Consider the following 18,954-nt stretch of genomic DNA (forward strand, 5'->3'; position numbering starts at 1 on the left):
ATCATGATGCACGACAAACTAATGGCCCTATCGCGTAAACGCGATGACCTGCTTTTGCAGGCGCATGCCCTCGATCAACAAATCGAAGCGACAGAGAAAGCAGCGAGACGGGAACATGAAACCCGAGCGCGGCAGGCATTGGAAATACTCGCACGCCACAATCTCACCATCGCAGACCTTGACCGTATTTTATCAAACAAGGATTCTTGAAATGCTATCAATTAAATCAATGAATGCCGCCGGGGGTGTTTCCAAGGTTGCAGGCTATTATGAAGGCTACCAGATTGGCGCCGAAGACCCGACCGCAAAGCAGCACGACGAGCCATCTGGAAAATGGATAGGCTCATATTCTGAGCGCTTGGGATTCATGGATTCCATCGTTCACCGTGGCGAACTCGAAAACGCCTTGAGAGGCTACGACCCTAAAACGGGCCAAGCGCTTTCAAATAATGCAGGCGATGAACGCCATAAGCCCGGCTACGACCTGACGTTTTCCGCGCCGAAATCCGTTTCCGTCGCCTGGGCCAGCGCCACCCCTGAATTACAAAGGGCAATCAGCGAAGCACAGCAACGCAGCATTGAAAGCGCCATGAAATACGCCGAGATTATCGGTGCTTTTCAGCAGCGGGAAGGCCACGCCGGAGTCATCAAGGTTGCGCACCATGAAATTGTCGCGGCGACTTTCGAGCACAGCAGCAACCGCAGCGGCGAGCCGCATTTGCATACACACTGCGTTGTTGCAAACGTCAGCGAGAACGGCAAGCGCGTCGATTTTGACACTAGGCACACCGGGGCGATTGACGGTTATTACAAAGCCGAATTCGCTGCCGAGTTGCAACGAATGGGCTTTGAAATTGAGCGTACAGGGCGCGCATTTGAAATCAAGGGTGTTACCGATGAAATCTCTAAGGAGCTTTCGACCAGGGCCGCGCAGATTGCCGAGCGCGAGAAAAAAACCGGACTGACAGGCGAGCGCGCAGGCGATATGCACCAACTGGCGACCCGCCAGGGCAAAGCCGAAAACCCGCGAGAAACCGCTTTTCAGATGGCCCGTGAGGCTGCACAGCGCCACGGCTTTGACGCCGAGGCCATCCGCCATAGCGAGGCAGAGAAGACCCCTTGGGAGGCCGGCAAATCTCTTGAATCGGCATTTTCTGACGCATCGACACTCAGCACGCCCCAGCTACACCGGAAGATGCTGGAGAGTGCAGCGGGTTCTATGCGAGCTGGTGAAGCGCTTTCAAAGTTGAAAGAGCTTGAAAACTCCGGCGAGCTGATCCGCTTGCGCGACCAAGACGGAAACACGCGCTGGACAAGCCGCGAAATGCTGGAAATCGAAACCGGCCTGGCGCAATATGCCAAAGCCGCTGCGCACACGCCCACCGACGCCCGCGCGGATTCCCGCAACGTCGAAGACCTGATTCAAAAGAAAGGGCTGTCAAATGACCAGGCGCAGGCCATGCGCCACATTACCGACAGTCGCAACAGCTTTGCGGTTGTCGAAGGCACGGCCGGGGCGGGCAAGTCCTACATGCTGGGCGCGGCCCGCGAAGCCTGGGAGGCCAGCGGTTCCCGCGTTGTCGGCTGCGCCCTGGCCGGCAAGGCCGCTAGCGGCCTAGAGGAAGGCAGCGGGATCAAGTCGGACACGATTCACGGCACGCTGCAGCGCATCGAGCGCGGCGAGCTGCAGCTAGACAAGCAAACCGTCGTCGTCGTGGACGAAGCCGGCATGGCAGGCTCTCGCCTCATGTCGCGCCTGTGCGACCTGGCGCAGCAGGCCGGCGCCAAGGTGGTGCTTGTCGGGGATACCCGGCAGCTGCAGCCAGTGGACGCAGGCGGCGCCATGCGCAGCATGAAGACCGCAGCCGGCCAGGCCGCAGAGATGACCGAGATCCGCCGCCAGCACCACGAGGCAGACCGCCAGATGGTGACCGACCTCAAGAACGGCGAGGCCGGCAAGGCGCTGGAGACGATGCAGGAGCGCGGCTACTTGCGTGAGCACGCCACGCCCGAGCAGATGCGCGAGGCCATCGCGCGCAACGTTGTCAACGACCTGCGCGAAGGCAAGACCTCAATCAGCCTGGCCCCACGTCGCCAGGAAGTGCAGGCCATCAACCAGGCCGCACGCTCACAGGCCAGGGACGCTGGCCTGTTGCACGGCCCTGACCGCACGTTTACGACCCAGCGCACGCCCGAGAGCGCAGAGCGCGCCCAGGTATTTGCCGTGGGCGACCGCGTTATCACGCTCAAGAACGACCGCAGCTTAGACCTGAAGAACGGTCAAACATGGACAGTCACCGAGGCCCGCGACGGCCGTTTGACCCTCAAGCGCGATGGCGACGGCAAGGAGCAGAGCATCAGCCAGAAGCAATACAAAGCCCTCGATCACGCCTACTGCGCGACCGTCCACAAAAGCCAGGGCGTGACCGTTGACCGTGCCCACGTCGCGCACGACAGCGCCATGAGCGACCGCAGCTTGAGCTACGTCGCTGCATCGCGGCACCGCGAGTCCATGAGCTACCACCACACCAGCGCGCAACGCGACGAGCTGCAAAAAGAGATTGGCCGCGCCCGCGACAAGGACACCAGCGCCGACTATGAGCGCGCCCAGCCGCCAGGCCACGACGGGCCAGGCCCCGAGGGTGGCGCCGGAGCCAAGGGCAACCAGGCCGAGCAAGAGCACGACGACGAGCAGCCACGGCGCCCGCAGACCGACGCGCAGCGCCGTCAGGAGCATGAAGCATGGGCAGACCGCGACCGCACCCGCGCGCAGGACTACCAGCGCGACCAGGCCGAGCGCGACCGCGAGCGCAGCCAGGAACCACAGCAGCCAGCGCGCGAGCTGATACGCGACCGGCGCACGCCCGAGCAGCGCGAGCACGACGCGGATCTAGCACGCGCAGCACTCAAGACCGGGGGCACGATGCCCCAGGCGGCGAAGATCAACCGCGACATTGAGAAGGGCCGCGCCCGGTGGGAGTACAACAGCCGAGGCGACCGCTTCCTGCAGTACCGGGACGGGCGCACGTACCACCGCGATCTGCACGCACGCGGCCCGCAATCGGTAGATCTGCGGCAGGCCGCTACGCTGGGCCTGACCACCAAGCGCGCAACCATCGTCACCCGTGACCAGAAATTCATGGGCATCAAGTACGGTGAGAAACGCGAGGTGTTGATCTCCCGAGAAACCAGCCTGCAGCGCCGCGCCGGGGCCGACCGCGACGAGCTGCGCGAGCGCCTGCGCAACCCGGAAGCGGGCATGGCCAGCAAAGCATGGGCCAAGGCCCAGGATGCGGCCTACAAGGGCTTGAATGCCGAGGGATTCCGCAAGGCCACGCTTCAAGAATCCATCCGCGCCAAGCTGGGCGCGGCCGTCGAGGGCGCACGCCTGCGCGCGGAGACGCGCGAGCGGATGCAGGCCCAGGCGAAGCAGGCCACGCAGCAGAAGACCATGAGCACGCCCACGCCAACGCCGACAGCGAAGCCGCCGCGCGATAACGGCATGGAAATGTGACCGCGCGGCAAAAAATGTCCGCGAACTGCAGAAGTAGATAACCGCCCCGGCAGTCGGGGTGGCATCTACGAAAGGCCGTTCATGTTCCGCGATCAGTTTCTCGATGCCGTTTTCGCCCGCCTGGGGCGCGTCACCGTAGGCGGCGCCCTGGTGGGTAGCCTGCTGCTGAATCTCGTCCTGCTCTTGTCGCTTGCCGGCCTGGCCGTCTGGGGGTGCTGACATGGCCAACCCCGAGAGCCAACACGCCGCCGCCAACGCAGGCCCACGCGCGCCCAGCGCTGGCGAGCGTTGGATCATGGCCGCGCGCGACGACTACAAGCAGAACAAGCAAGCCATGCGCGCCCGCATCGCCGCCGCAGTGCGTGACGGCGGGGGCAATGTCGCCCGCATCGGCGCCCTTGCAGCGCTCTACGACGAGCACAACGGCGTTGCGCGCCGCGCCCGCGCAACCGTCATTGAGCGAGGCCGCGCAGCCTTGCAACAGCAACAGGAGTCCCAGCAATGAAGCACTTCATCACAGTGGCAGCCATCGCCACCGCCCCTGCCGCCTTCGCGGGCGGCTCCATGACGGGCGGCGCCACGGAATGGACGCAGATCGCCAACAACACCGAACTGATCGCCCAGGTAAGTGAGGCCGTGGACACCACGGCAAACACCCTCATGACGGCGCAGCAAACCATGCAGATGCTGCGCAGTCTGCCCGAAACCGTGGTCAACGAATTGACGGCTGGCCTGCCCGTGGAGAAGGTGCAGGCACTGGCCAGTGCCTACCAGACCATGACCCGGGCCGGGAATGTCTATCGGGATGCCGTCAAAGTGTTGGAGCAGGCCAAGCGCGAGGGCGAGAACCTCAAGCTCAAGCCCGCCGACTATCTGCGCTACAAGGCCGCAGCGGCGCAGAAGCTGGGCGGCGTCTATCAGCAATCCTACGAGTCCGAAATCGCCAAGCTCAACCGGCTTTCCAAGACGGCCGCGGACGTGCAGAAGCAGGCGACGACGGTGCGCGGCATCAATTCCAACGTGGGCGGCCTGCAAGCCCTGGCGAGCCAAAACATGCAGGTTCAGGCGCTGCTGGGCGACATCTCCAGTTCCATCGCCCAGGCCAACGCGAATGCGGCGATGGAGGCTCAGCGCACGCAGGAGCGCGAGCAGCAGCGCGCGGACGATGAAGCCAGGTTCCGGGACGCGCGCAATGCCGCCGCCCAGCGCAAGGACGCGGCGCCGACGCTGAAGCTGCCCAGCGATTACCAGCTCGTGAAGTGAGGGTGCCATGCAGAAAGAGAAAGACTTTCAGGACTTTTTGCGGCGCCTGATCGAGCCCGACGAGCAGCGCCGCGCGCAGCTCCTGCAGGAGATCGAACAGCGCGATGAAGCCAACGAAGACCCGGCAATCGACGATGCGGGGCGCTTTCAGCTTCGCGCCTGGCTGGTGGACTTCGCACGGCGCGAGCCCTTCATCTTCGCCATTGCGCCGCTGTCGCTGCTGTGCTGGCTGCTGCTGGCCGGCAGCTGGGTCATCGACGGCTTTCATGCCGTCGTCGTTCGTTTCTTCGGAGGGTGAAAGATGGCACTCGGCGATATTGCGGGACTACTCGACCCCCTCATTGAGAAAGCGGCCGGCATGAGCGGCGCGTTTGTGCCCCTGGGCCAAACCTTCCTTGGCCTGGCGCTGGTGATCAATATCGCCTTGGCCGTCTTTGACTGGTGGATGGGCAGCGTATCCGGCGCACTCTCGCGCGTGACGCGGGGCGCGCTGGTGCTGATCCTTCCGCTTGCGCTGCTGCTGAACTGGGCGCCGTGGATGCAGACCACGACGAAGTTTTTCACAACTGAGCTAACGGCCCCCATCGTCAACGCGGCGGGCGTCGGGAATGCCGGCGAGGCCGTGAAAACGGCTATCGAAAAGCTCAACACCGCCATGTTTCCGAGCGCACAGAAAGACGACGGCAAAAGCGCGTGGTCAAAGGCATGGGAGTTCGTGACCGGGGATGCGAGCATCGGCAAAGCCCTCGTCGGCAGTCTCACGCAAGCACTGTTCGACCTGATTCTTTTCTTCATCTCGGGCCTGGTCGCCTTTGCCCTGCTGCTGGCCCTGTACGGGCCGTTACTGGCCCTGCAGCTGGGTGTGATCTTCGGGCCGCTGCTGGTGGCCTGGCTGCCCTGGCAACCCATGTCGCACCTGTTCCATAACTGGCTGCGCTTCATGCTTGCGAACGGGTTTTCGCTGGTCATCGGCGTGACCTTGGCCACGCTGGGCGCGGGCGTCATCGGAGACTTTGCCACGCAAATGGCGACCATCGGCAAGGACCCTAATTTGCCCTGGTACATGGAATTGATGGTGCGCGCGGGCGCGTTCATGAGCAGCGCGGCCGTGATCATCTTTGTTGCGTTCTACCTGATGCGGGCCGAGGACATCGCCAGCAGCCTGATTGGGGGCGGCGGCAGCGGCTCGGGAGCCGTTGCCAGCGGCATCATGCACGGCGCGAAGAACCTGCGCGGCGAGGTCGTGCGCAAGGCCGGCAAGCCAACGCTATCGAAGAAGTAGCAGCGCCTGCAGGCGCAACACAGAGCCGGGAGACACGCTGCGCGCGACTCCCGGCTTCTTCACATTCAGCCAGGCGCAGACCGCGTGCGCGGACTGCGCAGACACGGGGCAAAGCTGCAGCGCATGGGCGCTTTTCGCTTTGCCGGCTTGCACGCACCCATGGGGCCTGCCGTGGATTTCTGCTTTTCGGAGCCGCCCAGGCCTGGGCCGCTTTGCCTCGCATTTGCACCCGCCACGCCAACCCCATCGGGAGTGAGCATAAAGCCGGCCGCAAGCGGCCTTTTTATCCCTCCCTCCCGACCCCCTGCGGGGGCAAGTGGGGTTGTCATGTCGGCTGCAACTCGGCATCGCCGCTGCGCGGCGACCAGCGGCCCCGGCTCTTTGTGAGGCGGCTCCGAAAAGCAGAAATCCACTACGACGAAAGGCACGAAATGGACATGCAAGCAAGACCACACAACGACTTCGCGGCCGCAAGCGGCCTTGACCAGCCGCTTCGGCTGGACCCCGCGAGGCTCACCAAAAAGCAGGGGCGCGGCGTGGCCGCGAACTGCTGAAGTCATCAACACCGGGAGAAACGAAATGGGCCTGCTTCTACTTATCGAAATGTTCGTCGCGGTCTTCGGACTGGTTTTCAAAGTCATCGGCGGCGTGCTGCTGATGATTCTCAAAGTCGCTTTCGTGCTGGTTCGCGGAATGCTGATGCTGCGCATTCCACTGATGGCGGACAGTGATTCCATTCCCATCGCGGACAGCGTTCCAGGCGATGGCGGACACGTTGCGCGGGTGTCCTGAGTGACGCTCAAATCGTAGCCGAAGTGTCCGCCATCAGCGTGGAATGGCGGTCGGCGCGGCCGGCTCAGACGGCCTTGGTGAGCTTGCGCATCGACTCGCCCTTGAGGGCTATCTTGTGCGAGCCGTGCACGATGCGGTCCAGGATGGCGTCGGCCAGCGTGGGCTCGTCCAGCCAGGCGTGCCAGGCCGTCACCGGCAACTGGCTGGTGATGAGCGTCGAGCGCGTGCCCACCCGGTCGTCCAGCAATTCCAGCAGGTCGTTTCGCTCGTGCGCGGCAATCGGCGCGATGCCGAAGTCGTCCAGGATGAGCAGGTCCAGCCGCGCCAGTTGCGCCAGCCGTTTGCCCAGGCTGCCATCGCCGTGGGCCACGTGCAGCTCCTGCAGCAGCCGTGGCGCGCGGGTGTAGAGCACCGAGAAGCCCAGGCGCGCGGCCTGCTGCCCCAGTGCGCAGGCGAGCCACGTCTTGCCGCACCCGGTGGCGCCGGTGAGCAGCACGTTGTGGCCATGGCGCAGCCAGTCCCCGCCGGCCAGGCTGGTGATGACCTCTCGGCTCAGGCCCCGGCTGGCGCGCCAGTCGATGTCCTCCAGGCAGGCACTGGAGACCTTCAGGCGGGCCGCCTTCAACAGGCGCTCCAGGCGCTTGCTGTCACGCCAGTCCACCTCGCGCTGCACCAGCAGCGCCAGGCGTTGTTCAAAGGGCAGCTCGCTGGCCGTGATGTGGGTGGCCGCGTCGCTGAGGGCGGCCACCATGCCGTCCAGGCGCAGGGCGCGCAGTTGGTTCAAGGTCTGTTCGTTGAGCATGGTTCTTCCTTGTTAGGTTTGCTTGCACGTTGGAGTTCAGTGGTAGTAGCCCGGCCCGCGCACGTTCTCGTGCAGCGGCAGGCTCGCCTGTGCGGCCATCGGCGCATCCAGCGGCCGCTGGTCCAGGCCGCAGCCCAGGATGGAGGCGATGCTCTTGTAGGACGGTGAGCGAATCGACTGCGCCCGCGCACAGGCGGCCTCCAGCCGGTCAGCCCCGTACTCACGGCCCAGGCGCATGAGGCCCAGACAGGAGCGGTAACCCTGCTCGGGATGCTGGCGGTGCTCCATCTGCCAGCGCACCACGGCGGCGGTGGCCGCGCCCACGCGCTCACCCCAGGCGATGAGCTTGGCCGGCGTCCACTGCAGGTGCGCCCGGTGCGAGGCCGGCATGTGCTCGGGCGTGGTGGTGTGTGCACCCCGTCGGGGATTGAGGGCGTGGGCGGCCACGCGTTTGCTGCCGTGCAGGACTTCGAGCGTGCCGGCCGTGATGCGCAACTCCACCGGCTCACCCACCAGGGCGTGGGGCACCGAGTAGTAGTGGCCATCGAGCTCAACGTGGTAATCGATGTTGACGCGGGCGGGTTTGAAGCGCGCGATGGGCATGCGCACCGGCGGCAGGGGGCGCAGGGCTGGCCGGTCGAGTTCGGCGAAGGCGCTAGTGCGGTTGCCCGGCAGCTTCTTGAACGCGCGCTGGTTCAAGTCCACCAGCAAGGCGGCAATCGCCCGGTTGAGCTCGGCCAGGCTGAAGAAGGTCTGGTGGCGCAGCCTGGCCAGAATCCAGCGCTCGACCACCTGCACAGCGACCTCCACCTTGGGTTTGTCGCGTGGCTTGGCCGGGCGCGCGGGCATCACGGCCAGGCTGTAGTGCGCACAGAGCTCTTCGAGCAGGCGGTGCGCGGTGGGCTCGTAACGGTCGGGTCGGGCCATGAGGGCGCGCGGCTGGTCAGGCACCAGCAGGCGGGGCACGCCGCCGATGAACTCCAGCGCGCTAATGATGCTGGCCACCCAGTCGGTGGTCTTCTGGCTGGCGGTGGCGCAGGCGTAGGTGTAGTTCGATGCGCCCAGCACGGCCACGAAGACCTGGGCCTGGCGTATCTCGCCAGTGTCGGCATCCACCACGGGAACGGTCTGGCCGGCGTAGTCCACAAAGAGCTTGTCACCGCCCGTGTGGGTCTGGCGCATGGAGCGCTGCAGGCGCCGGGCCCAGGCCTTGTACTTCTCGCAGAAGGCGCTGTACTTGTACGCCTGCCCGCTGTGCTGTTGCTGGTATTCCTCCCAAAGCAACTGCAGCGTCACGCCAGGTCGGCGCAGTTCGCGGTGGATGTGGGCGTGGTCGGGTTCAAGGTGCCGGGACTCGCGCGCCACGGGTGGCTTGTAGAGCCGGGCCTGGAGTTCGTCGTCGTTCAGGCTCTGGGCCAGTGCCCAGTCCACGCCGGCCACGCGCGCGTAGCTGGCTATCTCGCTGACAGTGGATTTGGAGATGCCGAGGGCGGCACCGATTTGACGGGTGCTCAAGGCCCCGCGGTGCAGCAGTTGCAGTGTGTGTCGTAGTTTGCTCATGGTGACCCTGGGTGTGGGCATCGCTGGTTCCGGTCAAAAAACCGGGCAGCGTATGCCGCGTTCGGGTCACTCAGAACACCCCGCAGGTGTCCGCCATCAGTTTGGAATGCTGTCCGCCTTCAGCGTGGAACACTGTCCGCCATCACGCTGGAACACTGTCCGCCATCAGCATGGAATCGTGTCCGCCATCGCGTGGAATACGCAATGATGCAGTACGTGCACGCCTGCCGCGTGCTGCGCCGCCGCTGGCAGGAGCACCAGCACAACAAGCGCATGAAGGCGGCAGCGCGGCGAGCTGCGGCAGTAGGCCGGGAGGGCGAGCAATGAACTTCGAGGAAGCGAATCGCTACGCTAGCGAGCGTGGCAGCTTTGACGCGCTGCCCGCGTTACTCGACCTTTTTTGTGAAGTGCCGGAGGGCGTTTGGCTGAAGATTCTCGGCCAGCACTGGAGCCGCTTCGACAACGTAGCGGAGCACCTTGACACGCTGCAAGACTTCATTGCCGCGACTGTCGGCATCGGCCCTGCCATGCAGATGATGAACGCCACAGAGCGCGCGGCTTTCGAGTCGCTGCCAGACACTTTGACGATTTACCGAGGCTGCTACGCGTTCAGCAAGTACGGCGCGAGCTGGTCACTCGACAGAGATGTCGCGGAGCGCTTTCCGTTTCTGTTGCGCTACCGGCAGGATGGCCGACCGTTGCTGATCAAGGCGACGATTGGAAAACAGTACGTCACGGCGCTAAAACTCGACAGGGGGGAGGACGAAATCGTGATTCTTGGCCAGCGGCCGAAGGTGCTTTCGATCTCGACGGCACGCGCAGCAAGCCGGGAGGGCGAGCAATGACGGGGGCCGTCGCCACAGGGAGCAAGGTTGTCTACCAGGACGGCATCTACACCGTCCGAGCCGTGGACGGCGCCGTCCTGGAGCTGGCCTACCACACGGGCCGCTTTTTTCGGCTGGTGCATATCTCCAGCGTCATCCCGTGCCCTCCCGATCTCAACAGCAGGGCAGAAAGGCGAACGATGACCGAAGCACTTGCCGCCATGTTTTGCAAAGCCGACTACTCCCATATTGCCCGCGATGCCACCGTTACCGTGAGCATCGCCGCCGCCGAAATGGCCGCGCTACTGGGCGCTTATGACCGTGGCCTAGACGCACTCGACCAGGACGAGCGCGACGGCCTGAATGCTGTTATTGGCAAGCTGAAAGATGAGCTGTGGCCATAACGGACGCCCCCTTTGAAGGCCCTTGGAGGCCCCTTGGGAGGGGCATCGAAGCCCTTCGGTGCCTATCGGTGCAAACTGCCGGTTGACCAGGGCGCACGGCGGTTTTAACCTATTTGACAAATTAACGTATTAGGTTAAAATAGGGCATGGAAAAAGGCACCCCTCATTGCAAGCTGCCAGCCATCAGAGCCTTGGTAGAGGCAGGACAGGTTAGGGCTACAGCCAGCGCCTACAACGGGGCTCGGGAGCTTGGCATCAACGACCTGGCCGGCATGTGTTCTGTAGTCTTGGCGCTCTCGCCTGGAAATTTTTACAAGAGCATGACGACGCATGCCGATCATCGCGTCTGGCAGGACGTGTATCGCACCAAGACGGCGAGTGGCAATGAGGTGTACCTGAAGCTGACCGTCATTGATGACGTGTTAATCGTTTCTTTCAAGGAGCTGTGACCATGAGATGCCCATGCTGCGGCGCGGCGGAATTGATCCACGATACGCGCGACATGCCCTACACCTACAAGGGCGAAGCCACCGTTATTCCTGCGGTGACAGGTGAGTTTTGTCCCGCTTGCGGGGAAGTTGTTCTGAACCGTGAGCACGGCGACCGCTATAGCGAGTTGATCGGGCTGTTTCAGCGCCAGGTGAATGCCGCCTATGTCGATCCAGACTACATCGCCAAGGTGCGCCGAAAACTGGATCTTGATCAGCGGCAGGCTGCCGAACTCTTTGGTGGCGGCGTCAATGCCTTCTCGCGCTACGAGAACGGCAAGACTAAACCGCCGTTGGCCCTTGTCAAACTATTCAAATTGCTAGACCGCCACCCTGATTTGCTCAACGAACTCAGAACTGCCTGACGGGAGCGGTGCGGATGCCCCGTCATCCCATCTTGCGCGCCAAGTCTTCAGCGCGCAAATGGGTGTAGCGCTTCAACATTTGTAGCGTCTTGTGCCCGGTGATGGCTGCAACCTCGACGCCCTCAAAAATACCCTTCTCGAACAGCCGCGACGCGGCTTCATGGCGCAGATCGTGAAAGCGCAGATCCTCGATGCCGGCACGCGAGCACACGCGGCGCCAGACATGGCTGATCGAGTCCGAAGCCTGCCACCAGTAAAACACGCGCCCGTCAATCGAGGCGGGTAGCTTGCGCAATTCATCGAGCACAGTCACAGCCGCAGATGACAGCGGCACCGCGCGGCTATCATCCCCGTTTTTTGTGCCCCGCCCATCAATGCCGCGCAGCACCGCAACGCGTCGCGAGGTGTTTACATCCTCCCAGCGAAGGGAAAGCAGCTCGCCCAGGCGCGCAGCCGTCTCCAAAGCAAAACGCACCAGCAAGCCCATGTGCGGCGGGCACACTGCCAGCAGCCGGGGCAACTCGTCACCCTCCAGGCGGCGCGTGCGCGCGTTGCGCTCTTGCGGCCTTGCAACGCTGGCCACGGGGTTGACCAGGCCTGAAATGCCCCATTCCTTCGCCGCGAGGCTGTAGATAACGGACAGCTTCGCAAGCTCTTTCTTGACTGTGCTCGCAGTGCGGCCCGACTTGAGCCGGGCATCGCGGTAGCTGGCGACCTTGGCCGACGTGATCGACGCGAGCGACAAGTGACCGAACGCCTCATCGAGATTCTTCAGCAGCGACGCATGGCCCACGCCGCGCAGCAGAGGCAGCGCATCAGTCTTGTAGCGCTCGATGCACTCGCGCAGCGTCGTGCGCTCGGCATCGCTGCGTGAGATGTACGCGCCGCGCAGCATTTCAGCCTCAGTGATCTTCGCCCACTTCTCGGCATCTTTTCGCGTCGTGAACGTCTTCGACGTGAAGCCGATTCCCTGGCGCTTCACGATGGCCTGAAACTGATAATCGCCGCGCTTGCGAATCGTAGGCATGCCGTCTTCCCGGGTGACAATGGGGTGACAAATATACCCCACATCAAGCGAAATCAAGCATTCATGCGGGTTTGCAGCCGATCAAAACACCCCTTCTAAGCAATAGGTCGGGGGTTCGAGTCCCTCCGGGCAGGCCACCTCACTTCGGCTGTGCCTCGGCATCCTGCGAAGACATCTTTCTGCGGCCGAGGTGCCACTGTCGGGCGGAAATGCGGGACGCCGTCCGACACTCTACAGCGCGTAGCGCGCTCTATGGTCTTGCTACCCCCTCACAGGAGAAGACCATGCTCAAGCGCCTCTTTGATCCCGCTGCCATGTATGCCCACCGTCTCGAGACCAGCCTGAATGAGGCGCGAATGGCGGCATTCGAACACGAAAACGCTGCCGAACACCATGCTGCACTGGCACGGATGTACCGGCAGCGCATTGCACGGCTGGAAGCCGAGCTGGCTCCCGCAACTGCGGGCATACCTTCGCGGTTGATCCTCGACCCTGCGGGGCCCATTCCTCGTGTGACACCGCTCAAGAAGCCTCGCGAGCCGCACCAATGCATGCCAGCTTATCTGCCTCAAGGGGCGGGAGGATAGTGTGCGGTGCGACTGTGCAGAGCAACCTTTGGTACCCCGCCCCGTTCCCAGGACTCACGCCATGACTCCCCAGGACCCGAAAGAACACCCGCTGCACACTGTGCCAGACGATTTACCGCGCCCGCCCGGTGATCTGCCACCGGCCCCACCACCGGCCTCGCCCCCGCGGCAGCCCGACGAGGAAATACCAGCCAACTTGCCGGGTTAAACCACCTGCAGGCTCCACTAGCTTGGTTCTTGCATAGGGTCACCGGGCAGTTCGATGGGCGGCGTATTGTCGGGCGGATCAATGGGAATAGGTCGCGGCGGCACCTCGCCGGGATTTGGCGGGACGGGCGGGACCGGTTGAGGGGCGGGGGTTGCTGGCATGGGGCATCCTTTGTGCTGGTTGTAGTGCCTTTGCACTTGGCACTCCCGTCGGACAAAACCGTATGCAGGTGAACGGCTTCCAGCACGATGAGTCTGCTGTTCGGGAGTGCCTCTTCAGTCAGGCCACCGGTCACACCAACCTTGTTGAATGCAAAAGGCCCCAGCAGCTTGCGCTGCGGGGGCCTTTGTTATTTGGGGTGGCTGATGGGACTCGAACCCACGACGACAGGAATCACAATCCTGGACTCTACCAACTGAGCTACAGCCACCGTAGCCTTGAATTATAGCCTGATAAATCTACCCTCTGAGGTAACCGGCTTAGTTTTGTAGCTCTGCCTGGGCCACCGGTCGGGGGGCCTTGATCTGGACCTTGAAACGCTGCTTGAGCAAATCGTAATACGCTAGCGCCTCGGCCGACGCCCACGATTGCAAGTATTGCTCTCGCTCCATACGCGCACGAGCGTCGTCCACACCGTCCCGGGGAACGACGCGGTTGATTTTCACCACGGCATAGCCCTGCGCACCAAGGTCCACACCTGTCCAGGCCGGGAGTTGGTCCACATTGGCACGCAAGGCGGCATCCACCACGGAACGAGGCTGATCCTGCAGCCGGTCCCGCGACACCGTCAACGCAGCAGTCAACCCGGAGGCTGCATCCGGCGCGGCCTTCCAAGCGGTCAGTTTGGCTTGGCCTTCCTGCCGCGCAAGTTCAGCGGACTTCTCGGCGATATAGATCGCGCGCACCTGGTCGCGCGCCTTGTCCAGCGGCAGCGTCATGGCGGGCTGGTATGCCGTAACGCGGCCGGCTGCCAGCACACTTGTACCGATCTCGATGGCCTCGGTATTGCGCTTGTTCTGCAGCGAGTCCGACTGGAACAGCGCCTCCAGGAAGCGTGCGTTGGCAAGCGGCCCCGCGCCGCCGGCAGCCGGAGTACGGGTAACCCCGTCGGCCGTCTGAATCTTGAGCTTGAGCTTGTCGGCAACGGGCTGCAGGCTGTCCGCCTGTTCATACACACCATTGGCAAACGCCTCGGCCACTTCTGCGAACTTGCGTTGAGCCTGCTGCTGCTTGAGTTCTGCCTCGAGCGAGGGGCGCAGCTCCTCGAAACTGGGCTGGCGCGGAGTCTTGATATCGGAAAGCAGGATGATGTGGAAGCCGAAGTCGGTTTCCACTACGTCGCTAATCTCCCCCTTCTTCATGGAAAAAACGGCGTCTTCAAAGGGTTTGACCATGGCTCCCCGGCCAAAAAAACCGAGGTCACCGCCGGACGGTGCTGAGCCCGGGTCCTGCGACTCCTTTTTGGCAATCTCCGCGAAGCTGCCCGGCGCTTTGCGTACCTGCGCGAGCAGTTCCTCCGCCTTGGCCTTGGCCTGGGTGCGCGCATCCGCAGGGGCGTCCTTGCTGGCGTTGATCAGTATGTGACTTGCGCGGCGCTCCTCCTTGCCCGCGAGGCGATTCAGGTTTTCCTTGTAATAGGTGCGCAGGTCATCTTCGCTGAGCGTGATTCCCGCTTTCACGGCATCAAGGTCAAGCACCACATACTCCACCGACGCTTGTTCAGCCTGCTGGAATTTCGCAGGATGGGCGGTGTAATAGGCCTCCAGGTCGGCATCCGTCACCGCGACCTTGGACACAAACGCCGAAGCATTGAAACGGGCGATTTGGATTTCACGGCGCTGGAACAGTGCATCCAGTGCCAAACGTGCTTCCGCCGGGCCGCTGAACGCCGAACCCATGACACCGCCCATGACCTGGTTGACCGACAAGTCCTGGCGGATGCGTGCTTCAAGCCCCTCAGGGGTGAGTCCCTGCGCACCAGCCAGGGCGCGATAGGCTTCGGCATCCAGCGTGCCGTCAGCTCGCTTCAACGCCGCTATCTGCGGAATGCTCTGCAGCTCGCGTGCCAACCGCGCATCGCTGGTCAGCATGTGCATGTCCTGCGCCGCGACTTGCAGCACGCGGTCACGCACCAGCCGCTCCAACGTGGCATAGCGTGCCTGCGGTGAATCCAGCAGCTTGGCATCGATACCTGGCGACTGAGCGCGGATTCGATCGCTCTCCATACGGTGGGCGTTGTCCCAGTCTGCTTGGGTGATGTCCTTGCCATCGACCCGCGCTACCACTGGGCTTCCTCCGCTGAAATAGTTGCTGTCGATACCCACGAGGATGAACGACGGGATGATCAGCAAGAACAACAAGAACATGACGATCTTGGAGTGCTTGCGGATGGATTCGAACATGGTCAATCTTTCAACAGCTGCAAAAGAAAAGGCGAACTTGCGTTCGCCTTTGAATGGGGTGGTGGGTGCTAACGGGGTCGAACCGCTGACCTACGCCTTGTAAGGGCGCCGCTCTACCAACTGAGCTAAGCACCCCCCATATTTCACAATCAGTTCAAAGCATCTTTCAGTGCTTTGCCTGGACGGAACTTTGGAACTTTAGCAGCCTTGATTTTAATCGTAGCGCCCGTGCGGGGATTACGACCAGTGCGCGCAGCGCGCTTGCCGACGGCGAATGTGCCGAAACCGACGAGCGACACCGTGCCGCCCTTCTTGAGAGTCTTCTTAACCGCTTCGATCGTGGACTCCAGTGCGCGCGCAGCTGCAGCCTTGGAGATATCAGCGTTGTTGGCGATGTGCTCAATCAATTCGGTTTTATTCACAAGAAGCCTCTCGGGAAAAGAGTGGATGAATGTCTTTATGCAAATCTGGCCTCCGCGCCCCCTGCAACGGAAGCGGTCCGAAAGGCAGAGGCGGAGGGAACTGAAGCAGCGTCAGAAATTGCTGTGTCAGATTAAAGCCATCGCACTGTAGGGTGTCAATAAGACGTACCGCGTGGGCGACAGCATGGGAGCGAATTCTAGTCGTATTTGATCCCCGTCCCGGATTCGAGCACCGCTTTTGTTTCGACCTTGCGCGCTAGGCGCATTCCGTATTGACAAGCACTTTCGCCCTGCGGTGCCGAGTTGCCGCCACCAGCCTTCTCCATGTGGGCGCGGATTGCCTTGCTATACCATATATAGCAATGAACCCTTTTGGCACAAGACTCTCCCAGCAGTAGCAAGAAACTTAACGGACTCTCGCTCGAATTTCTGGCAGTGCTTTTTGCAGGTAATAAACCATGGACCACACCGTCAGCACTGCGGCGACCCAGATCAGCCAGGTACCCCACACACCGGTGTCAATGACGCCAAACAACTGCCCGTCATACAACAGGAAAGGAATGGCAATCATCTGCACCGTGGTCTTGAGCTTGCCGATCATGTGCACGGCCACACTCTTGCTCGCCCCGATCTGCGCCATCCATTCCCGCAAGGCACTGATAGCGATTTCGCGGCCGATGATGATGAGTGCCACGAACACATCGGCACGTTGCATATGCACGAGTACCAATAGCGACGCACATACCAAGAACTTGTCAGCCACGGGATCCAGAAACGCCCCGAACGCGGAGGTCTGGTTGAGCTTGCGTGCAAGAAACCCATCGAGCCAATCGGTGGCCGCAAAAACGATGAACATCACCGTGGCGATGAGGTTGCGCATCGCAGGGTCCAGCGGCGCATAGAACACTCCCACGATCAAGGGTATCGCGACAATGCGCGTCCAAGTCATGATGGTGGGAATAGTGAAAAACATGGGGGCCAATTGTGGCACGCGCGGCAATGCCCCGGGCCGTCAACCGGGTCAGCGCAGCGCGCGATAGATCTCTTCTGCCAAGTCGTGAGATATGCCCTCGACCGTGGCGAGGTCGTCCACGCTGGCATCTGCCACGCCGCGCACGCCCCCAAAGCGCTGAAGCAGCCTTGCCCGTTTTTTAGGCCCCACACCGGGTATATCTTCCAATCGGCTGCCGCCTACGCGTACTTTTGCACGAGCGGCGCGCATTCCGGTGATGGCGAAGCGGTGGGCCTCGTCACGGATCTGCGCCACGAGCATCAGCGCAGCCGAGTCTCGCCCCAGATAGACTTTATCGCGTCCATCCGCAAAGACCAGTTCTTCCAGCCCCACCTTGCGGCCCTCCCCCTTTTCGACACCAACGATGCGTGAGATATCCAGGCCCAGTTCCTGGAACACATCGCGCGCCATACTTACTTGCCCCTTGCCACCGTCCACCAGCACCAGGTCCGGCAAGCGCGGGGCATTTGTCACCTCCGCTCCCCCTGCCTCGCGCTGTGCTTCGGCAACCTTGCTGTAGCGACGCATGAGTACCTGACGCATAGCTGCATAGTCATCGCCCGGGGTAATGCCCTCGATTTTGAAACGGCGGTACTCGCCACTTTGCATTTTGTGGTGATGAAAAACCACGCAGGAAGCCAGGGTCGCCTCCCCTGCAGTGTGCGAAATGTCGAAACACTCGATGGTGAGGTCATCCAAGCTCTCTGCCTCCAGATCCAGCGCTTCCGCCAGGGCACGCGTGCGCGCCCGCTGGGAACCCTCCTCCGCCAGCAACCGTGCCAACTGAATCTGTGCGTTCTGCTCCGCCATTTCCAGCCAGATTCGCCGTTGTTCGCGCGGCTGGTGGACGACTGTCGCTCGCACCCCCGTCTGCTGTGCCAGTACCCAAACCAATGCGGGGTCGACTGGCTCGCTCGTAATCAGTGTCGGTGGCAACGGTACCCCAAGGTAGTGCTGCGCAATGAACGCAGCAAGGATCTGCGCCGGCACCGACTGCTCGAGTCCGCCAGCCTCCTCTACCATTAGGTTATCCGGAGCATCCTCGCGCGTTTCCAGTTGGAAGACGCCTGTCGCTTCCTCTACGTGAACCGGAAAGTAAGGCCTGTCGCCAAGGTGCCGGCCACCGCGCACCATCGCCAGGTTGACGCAGGCACGGCCGCCAGCCACTTTAACGGCGAGTATGTCCACGTCCTTGTCCGATGCCGTCTCCACCGCTTGTTGGTGCAACACACGTGCGAGTGCCGTGATCTGGTTGCGGACCTCGGCCGCCTGTTCAAACTCCAGCTTCTCGGCGTACGCGAGCATGCGCTGTTCCAGCGTTTGAAGCAGTTCCTGGGTTTCACCCAGCAGCAGCGCCTCCGCACTGCGGACATCTGCGGCATAGGCCGTTGGGGAAATCAAACCCACACACGGAGCGGAGCAGCGTTTGATCTGGTACAGCAAGCAGGGACGCGTGCGATTCGCAAACACCGTGTCTTCACAAGTACGCAACCGAAAAACCTTCTGCAGTAGCTGAATGCTTTCTTTGACGGCCCATGCGCCAGGGTAAGGACCGAAGTATCGGTGACGTTTATCCACTGCCCCCCGGTAATACGCCATGCGCGGGTAGCACTGTCCCGGAGCATCCCCCGTACCGTCCTTTGCCGAGACACCGGTGATCTTGAGATAAGGGTAGCTCTTGTCGTCCCGAAAAAGAATGTTGTACTTCGGGCCCAGGGACTTGATGAGATTATTTTCCAGCAGGAGCGCTTCGGCCTCGGAGCGCACCACCGTCGTTTCCAGCCGCGCAATTCTGCCCACCATATGGCCAATGCGCGTGCCTCCGTGCTGCTTGCTGAAGTAGCTGCTGACCCGCTTTTTCAGGTTGCGCGCCTTGCCGACATATAGCAAGACATTCTGTGCATCGAAGTAGCGGTACACCCCGGGCAAAGGTGGCAGCGCCGCCACCTGTGCCAGAAGCTCATCCGAATAGGTTGTGGTCATGACGCTATTGTGGGCACGC

Annotated in this window: 21 protein-coding genes and 2 tRNA genes; 14 read left to right on the forward strand and 9 right to left on the reverse strand. The window is 62.3% G+C overall.

The genetic code is table 11. The features are described from left to right. Positions 1 to 3 precede the first annotated feature (3 nt). From MRB47_RS14915 to MRB47_RS14950, 8 genes are all read left to right on the forward strand, one after another. Positions 4 to 210 (forward strand): hypothetical protein, encoded by a 207-nt coding sequence (locus tag MRB47_RS14915; protein WP_252101086.1) that lies wholly within the window; start codon positions 4 to 6, stop codon positions 208 to 210. Next, entirely contained in the window at positions 179 to 3,514 is a 3,336-nt protein-coding gene (gene mobF, locus MRB47_RS14920; RefSeq protein ID WP_252101087.1) for a MobF family relaxase, read from the forward strand. The genes MRB47_RS14915 and mobF overlap by 32 nt, the downstream gene beginning before the upstream one ends. Before the next feature lie 81 nt (positions 3,515 to 3,595). Further along, positions 3,596 to 3,733: a hypothetical protein gene (locus tag MRB47_RS14925; protein WP_252101088.1), complete on the forward strand. Its 138-nt coding sequence runs from the start codon at positions 3,596 to 3,598 to the stop codon at positions 3,731 to 3,733. Position 3,734: 1 nt separating this feature from the next. Continuing rightward, the gene (locus tag MRB47_RS14930) at positions 3,735 to 4,019 is read left to right on the forward strand and encodes a hypothetical protein (protein WP_252101089.1); all 285 of its coding nucleotides are present in this window, start codon (positions 3,735 to 3,737) and stop codon (positions 4,017 to 4,019) included. Next, positions 4,016 to 4,777: a hypothetical protein gene (locus MRB47_RS14935; protein ID WP_252101090.1), complete on the forward strand. Its 762-nt coding sequence runs from the start codon at positions 4,016 to 4,018 to the stop codon at positions 4,775 to 4,777. Before MRB47_RS14930 ends, MRB47_RS14935 begins: the two co-directional genes overlap by 4 nt. Positions 4,778 to 4,784: 7 nt before the next feature. After that, positions 4,785 to 5,075 carry a hypothetical protein gene (locus tag MRB47_RS14940; protein WP_252101091.1) on the forward strand — a complete coding sequence of 97 codons (291 nt, stop codon included), beginning with the start codon at positions 4,785 to 4,787 and terminating at the stop codon, positions 5,073 to 5,075. A 3-nt stretch (positions 5,076 to 5,078) separates the two neighbouring features. Continuing rightward, positions 5,079 to 6,059, forward strand: coding sequence for a type IV secretion system protein (locus tag MRB47_RS14945; RefSeq protein ID WP_252101092.1), 981 nt, complete (start codon positions 5,079 to 5,081; stop codon positions 6,057 to 6,059). Between the two features lie 579 nt (positions 6,060 to 6,638). Continuing rightward, the gene (locus tag MRB47_RS14950) at positions 6,639 to 6,851 is read left to right on the forward strand and encodes a hypothetical protein (protein ID WP_252101093.1); all 213 of its coding nucleotides are present in this window, start codon (positions 6,639 to 6,641) and stop codon (positions 6,849 to 6,851) included. A 64-nt stretch (positions 6,852 to 6,915) separates the two neighbouring features. On the opposite strand, the gene istB is transcribed toward MRB47_RS14950, so the two are convergent. Further along, entirely contained in the window at positions 6,916 to 7,653 is a 738-nt protein-coding gene (istB, locus tag MRB47_RS14955) for an IS21-like element helper ATPase IstB (RefSeq protein WP_011805003.1), read from the reverse strand. A gap of 36 nt (positions 7,654 to 7,689) precedes the next feature. Further along, positions 7,690 to 9,234 (reverse strand): IS21 family transposase, encoded by a 1,545-nt coding sequence (gene istA, locus MRB47_RS14960; RefSeq protein ID WP_252100662.1) that lies wholly within the window; start codon positions 9,232 to 9,234, stop codon positions 7,690 to 7,692. Between the two features lie 183 nt (positions 9,235 to 9,417). Here istA and MRB47_RS20015 point away from each other — a divergent pair, with 183 nt between their 5' ends. The 5 genes from MRB47_RS20015 (at position 9,418) to MRB47_RS14980 (ending at position 11,294) form a co-directional block, all read left to right on the forward strand. Then, positions 9,418 to 9,540: a hypothetical protein gene (locus MRB47_RS20015; RefSeq protein WP_411275701.1), complete on the forward strand. Its 123-nt coding sequence runs from the start codon at positions 9,418 to 9,420 to the stop codon at positions 9,538 to 9,540. Further along, on the forward strand, positions 9,537 to 10,058 hold the full coding sequence (locus MRB47_RS14965; RefSeq protein ID WP_252101094.1) for a hypothetical protein: 522 nt from the start codon (positions 9,537 to 9,539) through the stop codon (positions 10,056 to 10,058). The genes MRB47_RS20015 and MRB47_RS14965 overlap by 4 nt, the downstream gene beginning before the upstream one ends. Next, positions 10,055 to 10,441, forward strand: a complete 387-nt coding sequence (locus tag MRB47_RS14970) for a hypothetical protein (protein WP_015913139.1) — start codon at positions 10,055 to 10,057, stop codon at positions 10,439 to 10,441. The genes MRB47_RS14965 and MRB47_RS14970 overlap by 4 nt, the downstream gene beginning before the upstream one ends. 146 nt (positions 10,442 to 10,587) lie before the next feature. Next, positions 10,588 to 10,890, forward strand: a complete 303-nt coding sequence (locus MRB47_RS14975; RefSeq protein ID WP_252101095.1) for a type II toxin-antitoxin system MqsR family toxin — start codon at positions 10,588 to 10,590, stop codon at positions 10,888 to 10,890. A 2-nt stretch (positions 10,891 to 10,892) separates the two neighbouring features. Beyond that, complete coding sequence (locus MRB47_RS14980; protein ID WP_252101096.1) at positions 10,893 to 11,294, forward strand: type II toxin-antitoxin system MqsA family antitoxin; 402 nt, start codon at positions 10,893 to 10,895, stop codon at positions 11,292 to 11,294. Positions 11,295 to 11,316: 22 nt separating this feature from the next. Here MRB47_RS14980 and MRB47_RS14985 read toward each other — a convergent pair whose 3' ends face one another. Then, positions 11,317 to 12,321 (reverse strand): integrase, encoded by a 1,005-nt coding sequence (locus tag MRB47_RS14985; RefSeq protein ID WP_252101097.1) that lies wholly within the window; start codon positions 12,319 to 12,321, stop codon positions 11,317 to 11,319. Positions 12,322 to 12,605: 284 nt separating this feature from the next. Between MRB47_RS14985 and MRB47_RS14990 the strand changes: the two genes are divergently transcribed. Beyond that, a complete protein-coding gene (locus MRB47_RS14990; RefSeq protein ID WP_252101098.1) occupies positions 12,606 to 12,908 on the forward strand; it encodes a hypothetical protein in 303 nt (100 codons plus the stop codon). Positions 12,909 to 13,470: 562 nt separating this feature from the next. Here the strand turns inward: MRB47_RS14990 and MRB47_RS14995 are convergent. From MRB47_RS14995 to uvrC, 6 genes are all read right to left on the reverse strand, one after another. Beyond that, positions 13,471 to 13,546, reverse strand: a tRNA-His gene (locus MRB47_RS14995). 49 nt (positions 13,547 to 13,595) lie between these two features. Beyond that, entirely contained in the window at positions 13,596 to 15,518 is a 1,923-nt protein-coding gene (locus tag MRB47_RS15000; RefSeq protein WP_135149264.1) for a SurA N-terminal domain-containing protein, read from the reverse strand. Between the two features lie 59 nt (positions 15,519 to 15,577). Beyond that, positions 15,578 to 15,653: transfer RNA gene (locus tag MRB47_RS15005), tRNA-Val, on the reverse strand. Between the two features lie 14 nt (positions 15,654 to 15,667). Next, positions 15,668 to 15,940, reverse strand: coding sequence for an HU family DNA-binding protein (locus MRB47_RS15010; protein WP_011805814.1), 273 nt, complete (start codon positions 15,938 to 15,940; stop codon positions 15,668 to 15,670). Positions 15,941 to 16,346: 406 nt separating this feature from the next. Further along, positions 16,347 to 16,913, reverse strand: coding sequence for a CDP-diacylglycerol--glycerol-3-phosphate 3-phosphatidyltransferase (gene pgsA / locus MRB47_RS15015; protein WP_015912838.1), 567 nt, complete (start codon positions 16,911 to 16,913; stop codon positions 16,347 to 16,349). Between the two features lie 48 nt (positions 16,914 to 16,961). Beyond that, positions 16,962 to 18,935 carry an excinuclease ABC subunit UvrC gene (gene uvrC / locus MRB47_RS15020; RefSeq protein ID WP_252101099.1) on the reverse strand — a complete coding sequence of 658 codons (1,974 nt, stop codon included), beginning with the start codon at positions 18,933 to 18,935 and terminating at the stop codon, positions 16,962 to 16,964. Positions 18,936 to 18,954: the final 19 nt, after the last annotated feature.

Source organism: Diaphorobacter sp. LI3 (assembly GCF_022807955.1).
Taxonomy (GTDB): Bacteria; Pseudomonadota; Gammaproteobacteria; order Burkholderiales; family Burkholderiaceae_C; genus Diaphorobacter; species Diaphorobacter nitroreducens.

Excerpts from the sequence above, each read along its gene's own strand:
- MRB47_RS14925 (WP_252101088.1), top strand. The coding sequence starts at position 3,596 with ATGTTCCGCGATCAGTTTCTCGATGCCGTTTTCGCCCGCCTGGGGCGC.
- MRB47_RS14980 (WP_252101096.1), top strand. The coding sequence starts at position 10,893 with ATGAGATGCCCATGCTGCGGCGCGGCGGAATTGATCCACGATACGCGC.
- MRB47_RS14985 (WP_252101097.1), bottom strand. The coding sequence starts at position 12,321 with ATGCCTACGATTCGCAAGCGCGGCGATTATCAGTTTCAGGCCATCGTG.
- MRB47_RS14990 (WP_252101098.1), top strand. The coding sequence starts at position 12,606 with ATGCTCAAGCGCCTCTTTGATCCCGCTGCCATGTATGCCCACCGTCTC.
- MRB47_RS15000 (WP_135149264.1), bottom strand. The coding sequence starts at position 15,518 with ATGTTCGAATCCATCCGCAAGCACTCCAAGATCGTCATGTTCTTGTTG.
- MRB47_RS14940 (WP_252101091.1), top strand. The coding sequence starts at position 4,785 with ATGCAGAAAGAGAAAGACTTTCAGGACTTTTTGCGGCGCCTGATCGAG.
- MRB47_RS14945 (WP_252101092.1), top strand. The coding sequence starts at position 5,079 with ATGGCACTCGGCGATATTGCGGGACTACTCGACCCCCTCATTGAGAAA.
- MRB47_RS14935 (WP_252101090.1), top strand. The coding sequence starts at position 4,016 with ATGAAGCACTTCATCACAGTGGCAGCCATCGCCACCGCCCCTGCCGCC.
- MRB47_RS14970 (WP_015913139.1), top strand. The coding sequence starts at position 10,055 with ATGACGGGGGCCGTCGCCACAGGGAGCAAGGTTGTCTACCAGGACGGC.
- MRB47_RS14965 (WP_252101094.1), top strand. The coding sequence starts at position 9,537 with ATGAACTTCGAGGAAGCGAATCGCTACGCTAGCGAGCGTGGCAGCTTT.
- pgsA (WP_015912838.1), bottom strand. The coding sequence starts at position 16,913 with ATGTTTTTCACTATTCCCACCATCATGACTTGGACGCGCATTGTCGCG.
- MRB47_RS20015 (WP_411275701.1), top strand. The coding sequence starts at position 9,418 with ATGATGCAGTACGTGCACGCCTGCCGCGTGCTGCGCCGCCGCTGGCAG.
- MRB47_RS14975 (WP_252101095.1), top strand. The coding sequence starts at position 10,588 with ATGGAAAAAGGCACCCCTCATTGCAAGCTGCCAGCCATCAGAGCCTTG.
- MRB47_RS14915 (WP_252101086.1), top strand. The coding sequence starts at position 4 with ATGATGCACGACAAACTAATGGCCCTATCGCGTAAACGCGATGACCTG.
- istA (WP_252100662.1), bottom strand. The coding sequence starts at position 9,234 with ATGCCCACACCCAGGGTCACCATGAGCAAACTACGACACACACTGCAA.
- uvrC (WP_252101099.1), bottom strand. The coding sequence starts at position 18,935 with ATGACCACAACCTATTCGGATGAGCTTCTGGCACAGGTGGCGGCGCTG.
- MRB47_RS14930 (WP_252101089.1), top strand. The coding sequence starts at position 3,735 with ATGGCCAACCCCGAGAGCCAACACGCCGCCGCCAACGCAGGCCCACGC.
- MRB47_RS14950 (WP_252101093.1), top strand. The coding sequence starts at position 6,639 with ATGGGCCTGCTTCTACTTATCGAAATGTTCGTCGCGGTCTTCGGACTG.
- istB (WP_011805003.1), bottom strand. The coding sequence starts at position 7,653 with ATGCTCAACGAACAGACCTTGAACCAACTGCGCGCCCTGCGCCTGGAC.